The sequence below is a fragment of the Rhodococcoides corynebacterioides NBRC 14404 genome, from assembly GCF_001894765.1.
GTDB classification, from domain to species: Bacteria; Actinomycetota; Actinomycetes; order Mycobacteriales; family Mycobacteriaceae; genus Rhodococcoides; species Rhodococcoides corynebacterioides.
Genome location: NZ_BCWV01000003.1, coordinates 693,347 through 706,159 on the forward strand (window position 1 = coordinate 693,347; position 12,813 = coordinate 706,159).

Here is a 12,813-nt window from a genome sequence, read left to right on the forward strand (position 1 = left end):
CTGACCCCGTGGACTTCGCGATCAACCCCGTCGACGGCACGCGCATCGCCTACACGGTGACCGGCGCACCCGGCGGCCCCCCGGTGCTGTTGGTGCACGGCAGCCTGCTCTCGCACCAGATCTGGCGCACGTTCGGGTACGTGCGGGCATTGCGCGAGACGTACCGGGTGATTCTGGTCGACCAGCGCGGCCACGGGCGCAGCGATGCGCCTCGGAGCGAGGACGCGTACCGGATGGACCGCGTCACCGCGGATCTGGTGGCGGTGCTCGACGCGGTCGACGTTCGGGCGGTCCACTACGTCGGCTATTCGTTCGGGGGCCGCTCGGGCCTGCACCTGGCGGTGGCGCATCCGGACCGGGTCGCGTCGGCGCTGATCGGCGGCGCCGGGGCGGGGAGTCAACGCGGTGCGCTCGACGGCCTGTTCTTCGACGGCAGCGCCGACGTCCTGGCCGAGCGGGGTATGGCGGGATTCGTCGACGAGTGGGCGGCGCGCCGCCGGTTCCCGGTCGACTCGGGAACGCGAGCGGCGTTCCTGCGCAACGACTCCGCGGCTCTCGCGGCCTACTTCCGGGCGTCGGACGCGGACCCCGGCCTGAGCGACGACGCCGTCCGCACCCTCGGGATTCCGATGCTGTTCTCGGTCGGCTCTCGGGACGTCCAGCGCATCGACGACACGCGGCGCACGGCCGCGTTGGTCCCCGGCGCCGAGTACGTCGAACTGCCGGGCCACGACCACGCGACGGCGGTGGCCGCCCCCGAGTCCGTCGACCTCACGCGTGACTGGCTGGATCGCATCACGTCACTCGACTCGGCCGTCTCGTGACGACGGGTCGGCCGACGCGGTGCACCGACTGACCGCCGCCGCCGCACCTGACCGTCGGTAGCCTGACGTCATGGCGTCACGGTTCTGGTCCTTGCTCGGTCGGTCGGTCGCGAAGGGGCACACGCGCTCGCGCCGGGCGGTGGCGGACTCCGGGTCGGTCGACGTCGACACGGTGACCGCGGACGCGCTCCGCGACCGGTTCGACCTCCCGCAGTTCCTGGCTCTCGCCCGGGAGTCCGCCGACTCCGCGATCGGACTGCGCCCGTTCGATACGCAGCTCTACGCCGCCACGCGCCTGCTCGAGGGCGACGTGGTGGAGATGGGTACGGGCGAGGGCAAGACGCTGGCCGGGGCGATCGCGGCGGCCGGGTACGTCCTGCAGGGGCGCAGCGTGCACGTGGTGACCGTCAACGACTTCCTCGCCCGGCGCGACGCCGAGTGGATGGAGCCGTTCCACCGCGCCCTGGGCATCGACGTCGGCTTCATCACCGCGGACTCCACCGCCGACGAACGGCGCCGCGCCTACGCCTGTGCAGTGACCTACGCGTCGGTCAACGAGATCGGATTCGACGTTCTCCGTGACCATCTGGTGGACGACCCCGCCGACCTCGTCGCCCCCACCGCGGACGTCGCGATCGTCGACGAGGCCGATTCGGTCCTCGTCGACGAGGCGCTGGTGCCGCTGGTCCTGGCCGGCGGCACCGAGCAGGACGGCGGCGCGGACGACGTCCTGGCGGCCGTGCGCACGCTCGATCCCGACACCGACCACGCCACGGACGCCGAGCGCCGCACCGTCTTCCTCACCGACGCGGGGGCGGAGAAGGTCGAGGCGGCGCTGGGCGGCATCGATCTCTACAGCGAGGAGCACGTCGGAACCACCTTGGTGCGAGTCAATCTCGCGCTGCACGCGCAGGTGCTCCTGCGCCGCGACGTCGACTACATCGTGCGCGACGGCCGGGTGCAGTTGATCGACGCGTCCCGCGGGCGGGTGGCAGATCTGCAACGCTGGCCCGACGGTCTGCAGGCGGCGGTCGAGGCCAAGGAGGGACTGCGCCGCACCGACACCGGTCGCATCCTGGACAGCATCACCGTGCAGGCCGTGATCGGGCGCTACCGGCGGGTGTGCGGCATGACCGGCACGGCTCTCGCTGCGGGAGAACAGCTTCGGACGTTCTACGGGCTGGGCGTGTCGGTGGTGGAGCCGAACGAGCCGCTGATCCGCCTCGACCGACCCGACCGGGTCTACGCGACGGCGCCCGAGAAGACCGCGGCGGTGGTCGCGGCGGTCGCGGAGGCCCACGCCGAGGGTCGGCCCGTCCTGGTGGGGACCCACGACGTGGCGGAATCCGAGGCACTGTCGGAGCGGTTGGCGGCACACGGAGTTCCGGTCACCACGCTCAACGCCAAGAACGACGCCGAGGAGGCCGACATCATCGCCCGCGCCGGGGAACGCGGGGCGGTGACCGTCTCGACCCAGATCGCGGGGCGCGGCACCGACATTCGCCTCGGCGAGGGCGTGCGCGAACTCGGCGGCCTGCTGGTGGTGGGCACCGGGCGCTTCGTCACCGAGCGCCTCGACAACCAGCTGCGCGGGCGCGCGGGCCGGCAGGGCGACCCGGGCGAGTCGGTGTTCTTCGCCTCCTGGGACGACCCCCTGGTCACCTCCTTCCTCGACGCCAAGGACCGGCCGGGCACCCCCGACGCGTCGGGCTTCGTCTCCGCGTCGGCCGCGGCGTCTCGCATCGACCACGCCCAGCGCATCGCCGAGGGCGCGATGCTCGCCACCCACTCCTCGACGTGGCGCTACAACCGCCTCACGGCACAGCACCGCGACATCCTCGACACCCGTCGTCACGCCCTTCTGACCACGGACGAGGCGTGGGACCTCCTCGCCGGCCGCAACCCGGAACGGGCCGAGCAACTCGCCGAGGACGTGGCGCACGAGGTGCTCGTCGTCGCGGCACGGCGGATCGTGCTGCACCACCTCGACCGCGCCTGGAGCGACTACCTGGCCCACCTCGCCGACGTCCGGGAGAGCATCCACCTGCGCGCCCTCGGCCGGGAGAACCCGCTCGACGAGTTCCACCGCATCGCGATCGACGCCTTCGCCGAGGTGCAGTCGCGGGCTCTGGACGAGTCGGACCGCACCTTCCGCTCCGCCGACATCGGTCCGGACGGGGTGGACCTGGAGTCGCTGGGTCTGGTCCGACCGTCGTCGACCTGGACCTACGTGCGGGAGTCGGAGCGCCCGTCCCTGTTCTGAGCGGCCCGTCCCGGCTGGTCCGTGCTGCGTCGGAGCACACAGGTACGCCCGATCGACGGGATCCCGCCGTTCGAGGTGACGTGTGTGCAGTGAGGCATGCCGCCGGCCGGTCGGTCTCGCCGAACCATTGCGAGCGAGCACTCTCTTTCTGTAGCGTGACGCCATCCCACGTGATGGAGGTCACATGAGCGGCTACGACGTCATCCTGTCCGGCGGCACGGTCTTCGACGGGAGCGGCGGACCCGGCGTCCGCGCCGACGTCGGCATCACCGCCGGGGAGGTCCGCGCGGTGTCGTCGACCCCGCTCGAGCCCGGCCCCGACACCGAGGTGGTCGACGCCGCCGGTCAGTGGGTGATGCCGGGCTTCGTGGACGTGCACACGCACTACGACGCCGAGGTGCTCGTCGGCCCCGGCCTCACCGAGTCCGTCCGCCATGGCGTGACGACGGTCCTGCTGGGCAATTGCTCGCTGTCCACCCTGTACTCCACGCCCGTCGACATCGCCGACCTCTTCAGCCGGGTCGAGGCACTGCCCCGAGACCATGTGCTCAAGGCCGTCGACACCCACAAGACGTGGACGAGCCCCGAGGAGTACATCGCCGCGCTCGAGCGACTTCCCCTCGGCCCCAACATCGCCGCGCTGGTGGGCCACTCGGACCTGCGGGCCAAGGTCATGGGCCTCGACCGCTCGACCGACCCGAGCCAGCGGCCCACCCGCCAGGAGAGCGCGCAGATGGCCGAGGCGCTCGAACGCGCACTCGACGCCGGCCTGCTCGGCATGTCGACCATGACCAACCCGTGGGACAAACTCGACGGCGACCGGTACCGCTCGCGTTCGCTGCCGTCGTCGTACGCATCGTGGTCGGAATTCCGCCGGCTGCACCGCATTCTGCGTCGCCGCGGTCGGCTCCTGCAGTCGATCCCGAACCTGAACACCAAGTACGACATGATCTTCTTCCTCGGCGCGGCCACCGGCCTCGGACGGAAGGCGCTCAAGGTGTCCCTGCTGGCGGCCGCCGATGCGAAGGCGTCGCCCTGGATCCACCACATCTTCGGCCCCCTCGCAGCACTGGTGAACGGGCCCGGCCGCGGCGACTTCCGCTGGCAGCACCTGCCGACCACCTTCGACGTCTACTCCGACGGCATCGACCTGGTGGTCTTCGAGGAGTTCGGATCCGGCCGTGCTGCGCTGCATCTGCGAGAAGAGCTGGGGCGCAACGAGTTGTTGCAGGACGAGGCATACCGCCGGTGGTTCCGCGCGGACTTCGAGAAGAAGTTCTCCTCCCGCGTGTGGCACCGAGATTTCGCCGACGCGGAGATCACCGAGTGCCCCGACGCGTCCGTGGTGGGCAAGAACATCGCCGAGGTGGCCGCGGAACGCGGAATCCACGTGGTCGACGCGTTCCTCGACCTGGTGGTCGAGCACGGGCGGAAGCTGCGCTGGCACACGACGATCGCCAACCATCGCCGCAAGCAGATGGACAAGCTGATCACCCGACCGGGCGTCACCGTCGGCTTCTCCGACGCCGGAGCGCATCTACGCAACATGGCGTTCTACAACTTCGGCATCCGCCTGCTGCGGCGCGTGCACGACGCGCGGGAGGGCTTCCTCACCGTCGCGCAGGCCGCGCACAAGCTGAGCGGCGAACTGGCGGACTTCTACGGTGTCGACGCGGGACACCTGCGCATCGGGGACCGGGCGGACATCGTCGTGGTGAACCCGGCCGGTCTGACCGACGAGGTGGACGCCTACAACGAGGAGACCATGCCCGAGTTCGGCGGTCTGAGCCGCATGGTGAACCGCAACGACGACGCGGTCACCGCGACGCTCGTCGGCGGCCGGGTGGTCTACCGCGGTGGACGCTTCGCGTCGTGGTTCGGCGTCTCCGAGCGCGCCGGGCAGTTCCTTCGCGCGGGAATCCGGACGCCCGCTGCAGGTATCACCCGGCGATCGGCTGCGGTGTGAGGCGGACCCAGGAGGAACGCCGGACCGCGACCGTCGGCAAGCTCGTCGACGCCGCCATCGCCTCGCTGTGCGAGAAGGGTTATGCCGCCACGACGGTGACCGAGGTGGTCACTCGCGCCGGCCTGTCCTCGGGCGCGTTGTTCCGGCACTTCCCCACCCGGCTCGATCTGATGGTGGCCGCCGCGGACGAGGTGCGTCGACGGCAGTTCGAGGAGTTCCGCACGGGCCTGTCGGCATTCGGGTCGGCGTCGGTCGAACACTGTCTGACCCTGCTGAGGGCGGCGTGCCGCGCCCCGATCAACGGCGCCTGGTACGAGTTGCTCATCGCAGCGCGCAGTGATCGAGAGCTGCGGGAGCGGCTCGTGCCCTTCACGGAGCGCTATCACGCGGAAATCGTCGCGCTCGGCCGAACCCTGCCCATCGCCGGGACGTTGGCCCCGGCCGAGGTGGATACCGTGCTCTTCTCGGTGGTACTCCTCCTCGACGGGGAGGCCCTCTCCGCCGTCGTGCATCCGCAACCTGAGCAGGAGCAGCTCCGGCTCGACCTGGTCGCCCGGTTGCTGCGCGGCGACGCGATGCATCGACGGAGCGAGGCGAGTTGAGCCGACAGCAATCACCCCGACCCCACACACAGTGGACGGCACGGTCCACCGACGCCACCGTCGCGGTCTTCGAGTACGGCAACCGCGACGCGGACACCACCGTCGTTCTCGTCCACGGCTATCCGGACGACCACCGCATGTACGAGCCGTTGATCGCTGCGATCGGCGACCGCGCCCGGGTGATCGCGTACGACACCCGCGGCGGCGGCGACACCGTCGTCGACGTTCCGGACCGCACGTCGTCCTACGCCATCGAACTGCTGGCCGAGGACTTCTGGGCGGTGGTCGACTCGATCCCGGATCGCACCGGCCCGGTCCACGTGTTCGCACACGACTGGGGTTCGGTTCAGATGTGGGAGCCGTTGCGCGACAGTCGGGCTCGCGCCGATGTCGCCTCCTACACCTCCGTGTCCGGCCCCAGCATCGATCATCTGCGAGGGGTCTCGCGTCGGCGGGGTCTGCGACCCTGGCAGTGGCCATCGCTGCTCGGTCAGCTGGGTCGATCCTGGTACATCTGGGGCTTCCACGTTCCCGTGCTGGGCAAGTACGTGCCGACGGCGTTCGTGAAGGCCGGGCCGAACGATCCCGCCCCCGCGGCCACTCCCGAGAACATGGCGCGCGGCGTGGAGCTGTACCGCGCCAACATCGTTCGACGCATGATCTCCGGTCCCGAGCCACGGTGCGAGGTGCCGACGACGATCGTCGTCCCGCGGCGGGACCGCTTCCTCTCCCCCGACCTCGTCCAGGACGTGGAGCGGTGGGCACCCGATCTCCGGATCGTGCGGGTCGAGGCCAAACACTGGTGGCCCTGGACCCACCCGCACGACGCGGCGGAGCTGCTGCTCGGTCAGGCGTAGGGCCCGCGCCGGAACCCACCCTCGGAGTCGATGACCTGTCCGGTGATCCACGCGGCGTCGTCGGTGCAGAGCCAGGCGATCAGCCGGGCGGCATCGTCGGGTGATCCGATGCGGCCCGTCGGGAAACGCGCCGCGACCGCGGCGCGGGCGGCGGGCGACAGATAGCCGGTGTCGGTGGGGCCGGGGTTGACGGTGTTGACCCGGATCCCGGCGTCGGCCAACTGGTCGGCGACGGTCGCCGTCACCCCGGCCAACGCCGCCTTGGCCGCGGCGTAGGCGATCTCACCGGGCATCGGTCCGAGGTGCTGGCCGGAAGTGAGGAAGACGATCGAGCCGGGTCGGTCCGGGACGTGACGGGCCGCGAAGCCCTGGGCCAGCAGGATCGACGTGCGCGCGTTCACCGCGAAGTGTCGGTCCAGCGCGGCGGCGGTCAGTGCGCCGAGCGGCCTGTCCGAGCCGGACAGGGCCTGGTTGCAGACGAGGATGTCGACCGCGCCGAATTCCGTTGCGGCGCGGTCGATCAGATCCTCGGGCGCACCGGGATCGGTGAGGTCGCCGGACACGTCCAGGAGCCGGGCTCCCGCCGCGAGCCGGGAACGCACGCTGTCCACGACCGCGGCGACGTCGTCGCCACCCCAGGGTTGCTCGTCGTCGTGGGGCGCGTGGTGGTGGCACACGACGTTCGCCCCGCACTCCGCGAGCCGGCGGGCCACGGCGTGGCCGATCCCCACCCGTCGACTCACCCCGGTGACCACGGCGGTGCGACCGAGCAACGGGTACGGATCACGCACGCTCACGCCGGCCAGTACACCAGACCACGCGAGTATCGCCACACGATCGGCGCGGATTCCGCGGATTCGCGGATCGGCATCCGATCGTGTGGCAGAACTCGCGCCGACTTCTACGCCCCGATGCGCTCACCGGTCTCGGGATGGAACAGGTGAGCCGTGCCCTCCCGCTTGCGGAGCGTCACCGTGTCGCCGATGCGCGCGGGGGCCCGCTGCGGGGACCGCGCGACGATGGTGGCCGAGGTGCCGTCGACCGCGCGGATCTCCCGGTCGGGAAAGCTCGCGTAGAGGTAGCTCTCGTTGCCCAGCTCCTCCACCAGATCCACCTGCACCAGCAACCCGTCGTCGTCCGCGCTGCCGATCTCGAGCTGCTCGGGCCGCAGCCCCAGGGTCACCTCGTCCAGACCGGCCGCCGCGATGGCGGTCAGCTGATCGCGCTCGAGTGCCACGAGGCGCTCGCCCACCTGCACCCCGCCGGACGCGACGGGCACCGTGAACAGGTTCATGGCGGGCGAGCCGATGAAGCCGGCCACGAAGGCGTTGACCGGGTGGTCGTACAGCTCGGTGGGCGACGCGAACTGTTGCAGGCGACCGTCTTTGAGGATCGCGACGCGATCGCCCATCGTCATGGCCTCGACCTGGTCGTGCGTGACGTACACCGTGGTGGTGCCGAGGCGGCGCTGCAGGGCCGCGATCTGCGTGCGGGTCTGCACGCGGAGCTTGGCGTCGAGGTTGGACAGCGGCTCGTCCATGCAGAACACCTGCGGCTCGCGCACGATCGCCCGGCCCATGGCGACGCGCTGACGCTGACCACCGGAGAGCTTGCCGGGCTTGCGGTCCAGGTACTCGGTGAGGTCGAGCAGCTTCGCGGCCTCCTGCACCTTGCGATTGCGCTCCTCGAGACCGACGCCGCGCATCTTGAGCGCGAAGCCCATGTTCTCTCCGACGGTCTTGTTGGGGTAGAGCGCGTAGTTCTGGAAGACCATCGCGATGTCGCGATCCTTGGACGGCACGCCGACCATGTTCTTCCCGCCGATCTCGATGGCGCCGCCGTCGATCTCCTCGAGGCCGGCGAGCATGCGCAGCGCGGTGGACTTGCCGGACCCCGACGGCCCCACCAGGACGACGAACTCGCCGTCCTGGATGTCGAGATCGAGCGAGTCGACGGCCAGCTTGTCCGCGCCCTCGTAGATGCAGGACGCGTTCTTGTACGAGATTGCAGCCATGATCGTTTCTCCTACTTGATGGCGCCGAAGGACAGGCCGCGCACGAGCTTGTTCTGCGCGAACCATCCGGCGAGGACGACGGGAAGGGCTGCGAACGTCGCAGCGGCGGAGAGCTGGGCCCAGTACAGGCCCTGCCCGGTGATGAAGCCGACCAGGTAGACCGGAATGGTCTGTGCCTGAACGGCGGTGAGGTTCACGGCGAAGAAGAACTCGTTCCACGAGAAGATGACGCAGATCAACGACGTCGCCGCGATTCCGGGGGAGACCAGCGGCAGGATGACCTCTCGCACCGACGTCCACAGCGAGGCCCCGTCCATGCTCGCGGCTTCGAGCAGCTCGCTCGGCACCTCGAGAAAGAACGAGCGCATCATCCACACCGCGATCGGCAGGTTCATCGCCGTGTACAGGATGATCAGCGCCCAGATGTTGTCCAGCAGACCGATGTCGCCGACGATCACGTACAACGGCACGATCGCCGCGACGACGGGGAGCATCTTGGTCGAGATGAAGAAGAACAGCACGTCCTGCGTCTTCTTCACCGGACGCAGCGACAACGCGAACGCGGCCGGAACTCCCAGCAGGAGAACGAGAAGCGTCGAGACCACGGTGGCGAACGCGGAGTTGGCGAGCGTGGTGCCGATCCCGCTCTCGAGCACCCCGCGGTACTGGTCGAGGGTGGGCGTGAAGAAGATCTTCGGGGTGGAGGTGTAGGCGTCCGCCTCCTGCTTGAACCCGGTGATCACCATCCACAGCACCGGGAAGAAGAAGGCGATGCCGGCGATCCAGGCGACGAGGGACCAGATCGACCCCGGTCCCCATGTCCGCTTGCGGGACACCGGGGCAGGCGTGCTCGGGGCATTCCGGTCGGTGCCCCGCTCGGTGGTGGTGCTCATCAGGCCGCCTCCTCTTTCCCGCTGAAGCTCGTGAAGATCAGTCGCAGCGCCAGGGTGCTGACGACGATGGTGGCCACCACGGTGACGACGCCCATGGCCGCGGCCTGCCCGATGTCGAAGCCGAGGAACGCCCGTTGGTAGATGTAGAACGGCAGGTTCGACGACGCGACGCCCGGGCCACCGGACGTCATCATGTAGACGGCGTCGAAGGTGTTGACGAGGTAGATCGCGCCGAGGACCGCGCCCAGTTCGATGAAGCGCCGCAGGTGCGGCAGCGTCAGCTCGCGGAACAGGGCGACCGGCCCGGCGCCGTCGACCCGCGCGGCCTCCGCGATGTCCTTCGGCATGGACTGCAGACCCGCGAGGATCAGCAGCATCATGAACGGGGTCCACTGCCAGACCAGGTTGGTCATGACCGCGGCGAGCGGGAAGCGCGAGACCCAGTCGATCTCGCCCACCCCGAAGGGACTCAGGACGAAGTTGATCAGGCCGAACACCGGGTCGAACATGGTGGTCTTCCAGATCAGCGCGCCGGCGACCGGGGTGACGAGGAACGGGGTGATGAGCAGGGTCCGAACGAGACTGCGTCCGATGAACTTCCGATCGAGCAGCAGTGCGAGCGCCAGACCCAGCACCACCGAGATGAGCACCGTGCCCACGATCATGATCACGGTGTTGAACGCGACCGTCCGGAACTGGCTGTCCCGGAACACGTCGACGTAGTTGTTCAGGCCGTTGAACTCTCGTGATCCGGGGCGCACCAGGTTCCACGACTGCGTCGAGTAGTAGAGCGTGAACAGGAACGGGATCTGCGTGACGACGATCGCGAACACCATGGCGGGCAGCAGAGGTCCGCGGCGGCGCCACCCCTCGGCCTTCGAGATCACCCGTTCTCGCGGAACGACGGTGGACTCGGTTCTCGCCGAGCCGACTTCGGTCGTGGTCATCACTGATCCTCCTGGTACGTCTTGCCGACCACCTCGGCGTACTGCTGCGCCTGAGCGAGCGCGTCCCGGACGCTGATCTGTCCTGCCACGGCGGCGCTGATCTGTTGGCTGACCCGCGTGCCGAGATCCTGGAACTCGGGGATCGTGAGGAACTGGACTCCGGTGTAGGGCACCGGGTCCACCGTCGGATCCTGCGGATCGGCCCCGTTGATCGAGTCCAGCGTCACCTGACCGAACGCTGCCGACGCCTCCTGGTACTCCGGGATCTCGTAGGTGGACAACCGACTTCCCGGCGGCACGCGCTCCCACCCGAGCTCGGTGCCGACCTTCTGCAGGTACTCCCTGTTCGTCATCCACGAGACGAACTTCCAGGCGTCGTCCGGATTCTCCGACGTCGTCGGGATCCCGAGAGCCCACGAGTACAGCCACCCGTTGTCGCCCTTGACCGCCGACGGCGCCTTCGCGTAGCCGATCTTGCCGACGACGGTGCTCGACGTCGGATCCTCGAGGACCGACACCGCCGAGGTGGCGTCGTACCACATGGCCGTGTTGCCCTGGGCGAGTTGCGTTCCGCACTCGCTGAAGCCGCTCGTCGCCGCACCGGCCTGCCCGTGTGCCCGCACCAGGTCGACGTAGAACTGCACGGCCTGCTCGACCTGCGGGCTGTCCAGCTGTGCGTTCCAGTTCTCGTCGTACCAGCGTCCGCCGAACGCGTTGATCACGGTGTTGAGCGGGGCGAGCACCTCACCCCAGCCGGGCTTGCCGCGCAGGCAGATACCCGACATCCCAGGACGATCGAGCGCCGCGGCGGCCTCGGCGACCTGATCCCAGGTGGGCTCGGCCGGCATCGTGATGCCCGCCTCCTCCATCAGGTCCTTGCGGTACATGAGGAACGACGACTCGCCGTAGAACGGAACCGAGTACATGCTGCCCTCGTAGGAGAGCGACTCCTTGAGCGACGGTATGAAGTCGTCCTCGTCGTAGCCCGGGGTGGCCTGCGCGTACTCGGAGAGGTTGGTGAGCCACCCGTTCTCGGCCCACTGCGGCGTCTCGTAGTTGCTGATCATGACCACGTCGAACTCACCGCCGCCCGTGGCCACCGACGCCGTGATCTTCGCGCGGGCCTCGTTCTCGGACAGGGACACGAACTTCAGGTTCACACCGGGGTTCTCGGCCTCGAACTCCGGTGCGAGCGAGATCGCGTCGGACATCTGCGAGTTCGAGACGATGGCCACGGTGATGGTCGTGCCGTCACCGTCACCGCCGAACGATCCCGCGCCCGCGCAACCGCTCGCCGTCAGCACGGTGGCTGCGGCGAGGGCGACGAGTGGGACGAATCGTGATGTCACGTCGGTACTACCTCGATTCCTTCGTGGGGGTGCTGCCGGGCTCGTCGAGAAGGTCGAGAGCACAGGCGATATCGGTCACCAGGACGGTGGCCAGGCGGCCGCGCAGAGCGGCCCGGACGGCGGCGTGTTTCCGCGCGCCGCCGGAGATGAGCAGAGTGGTGGCGCAGTTCCGGATGTCGTCCAGCGGGACCGAGACGGTGCGGTCGGCCAGCGAGCCGCCGACGTCGGCGCCGTCGGCGTCGAAGAACCGCCCGCCGATCTCGCCGACCGCGCCGAGGCGGTCGAGTTCGACCAGCAGATCCGCGTCGAGGAAGCTGCCCTCGAACAGCGTCGTCGAGGTCGAGACCGGGCCGAGGCCGAAGAACATGAGGTCCGCGGTGCGGCCGGCGTCGAGCGCGCGGGACATCAGCGAATCCTGCTGCAGTGCCACGACGGTCGCGGGGTCGGCGTAGAGCGGGGCGTTCAGCCGCATCGGCGTCGCCTGCAGTTGCTCGGCGCAGCGCGCGAGCACGAAGTCGACCCCGGTCTGGTAGTCCGCCGTGCTCATGGACCCGTCCAACTGCACCACCCGGGCGCACCGACTGCCTCGGCCCTGCAGCGCCTGTGCCACCGCGACCGTCTCCGGCCCCCAGGTGAATCCGAGGGTGTGTGCCGGCTGCACGCGCCGGGTGAGAACCCCCGCTGCTGCTCGGCCCACCGCGTCGTATCGCCCGCCGGCGTCGTCGATGCTCGACGTGACCACCAGCGCCTCGTCGAGTCCGTACCGCTCCTCGAGTCGGCGTTCGAGGTCGGTGTGTACCGACCCGCTGATCTCCTCGGGAACGTGGATCTCGATGCGTACCAGCCCGTTCGCCCGCGCGCGGGCGACCAGCCGACCCGCCGTGGGCCGGGAGACGCCCAGCTTGGCGGCGATCTCCGCCTGGGTCGCGCCCTCGACGTGGTACATCGTCGCCGCACGCAGCGCGAGCCTCAGCTCGTCGCTCCCGTTCGGCGTCGTCACGATGTCGCTCCCGACCGTCGGGGTGAGCATCTGCTCACCTAGTGTTCATCTGCTCACTTACGCTAACATCGAGGTGTGATCCACACAACAGTCGAGTC

Annotated in this window: 10 protein-coding genes and 1 pseudogene; 5 read left to right on the forward strand and 6 right to left on the reverse strand. The window is 69.5% G+C overall.

Annotation, left to right across the window (positions count from 1 at the left end):
• The first annotated feature begins 8 nt into the window (after positions 1 to 8).
• The 5 genes and pseudogenes from RC2_RS08565 (at position 9) to RC2_RS08585 (ending at position 6,512) form a co-directional block, all read left to right on the forward strand.
• Positions 9 to 824 (forward strand): alpha/beta fold hydrolase, encoded by an 816-nt coding sequence (locus RC2_RS08565; protein ID WP_068144559.1) that lies wholly within the window; start codon positions 9 to 11, stop codon positions 822 to 824.
• Between the two features lie 70 nt (positions 825 to 894).
• Positions 895 to 3,057: pseudogene (secA2, locus tag RC2_RS08570) on the forward strand (accessory Sec system translocase SecA2); the annotation flags it as partial.
• A 214-nt stretch (positions 3,058 to 3,271) separates the two neighbouring features.
• On the forward strand, positions 3,272 to 5,053 hold the full coding sequence (locus RC2_RS08575; RefSeq protein WP_068144564.1) for an N-acyl-D-amino-acid deacylase family protein: 1,782 nt from the start codon (positions 3,272 to 3,274) through the stop codon (positions 5,051 to 5,053).
• On the forward strand, positions 5,050 to 5,655 hold the full coding sequence (locus RC2_RS08580) for a TetR/AcrR family transcriptional regulator (protein ID WP_245811022.1): 606 nt from the start codon (positions 5,050 to 5,052) through the stop codon (positions 5,653 to 5,655). The genes RC2_RS08575 and RC2_RS08580 overlap by 4 nt, the downstream gene beginning before the upstream one ends.
• Positions 5,652 to 6,512, forward strand: coding sequence for an alpha/beta fold hydrolase (locus RC2_RS08585; protein WP_068144567.1), 861 nt, complete (start codon positions 5,652 to 5,654; stop codon positions 6,510 to 6,512). The genes RC2_RS08580 and RC2_RS08585 overlap by 4 nt, the downstream gene beginning before the upstream one ends.
• Here the strand turns inward: RC2_RS08585 and RC2_RS08590 are convergent.
• The 6 genes from RC2_RS08590 to RC2_RS08615 form a co-directional block, all read right to left on the reverse strand.
• Entirely contained in the window at positions 6,503 to 7,309 is an 807-nt protein-coding gene (locus RC2_RS08590; protein WP_245811023.1) for an SDR family oxidoreductase, read from the reverse strand. The genes RC2_RS08585 and RC2_RS08590 overlap by 10 nt on opposite strands.
• Positions 7,310 to 7,413: 104 nt before the next feature.
• Entirely contained in the window at positions 7,414 to 8,526 is a 1,113-nt protein-coding gene (locus tag RC2_RS08595) for an ABC transporter ATP-binding protein (RefSeq protein WP_068144569.1), read from the reverse strand.
• An 11-nt stretch (positions 8,527 to 8,537) separates the two neighbouring features.
• Complete coding sequence (locus RC2_RS08600; protein WP_068144572.1) at positions 8,538 to 9,419, reverse strand: carbohydrate ABC transporter permease; 882 nt, start codon at positions 9,417 to 9,419, stop codon at positions 8,538 to 8,540.
• Entirely contained in the window at positions 9,419 to 10,366 is a 948-nt protein-coding gene (locus RC2_RS08605) for a carbohydrate ABC transporter permease (protein ID WP_068144574.1), read from the reverse strand. Before RC2_RS08605 ends, RC2_RS08600 begins: the two co-directional genes overlap by 1 nt.
• A complete protein-coding gene (locus tag RC2_RS08610) occupies positions 10,366 to 11,715 on the reverse strand; it encodes an ABC transporter substrate-binding protein (RefSeq protein WP_068144578.1) in 1,350 nt (449 codons plus the stop codon). Before RC2_RS08610 ends, RC2_RS08605 begins: the two co-directional genes overlap by 1 nt.
• Positions 11,716 to 11,722: 7 nt before the next feature.
• Positions 11,723 to 12,745 (reverse strand): sugar-binding transcriptional regulator, encoded by a 1,023-nt coding sequence (locus RC2_RS08615; RefSeq protein WP_068144580.1) that lies wholly within the window; start codon positions 12,743 to 12,745, stop codon positions 11,723 to 11,725.
• Positions 12,746 to 12,813 lie beyond the last annotated feature (68 nt).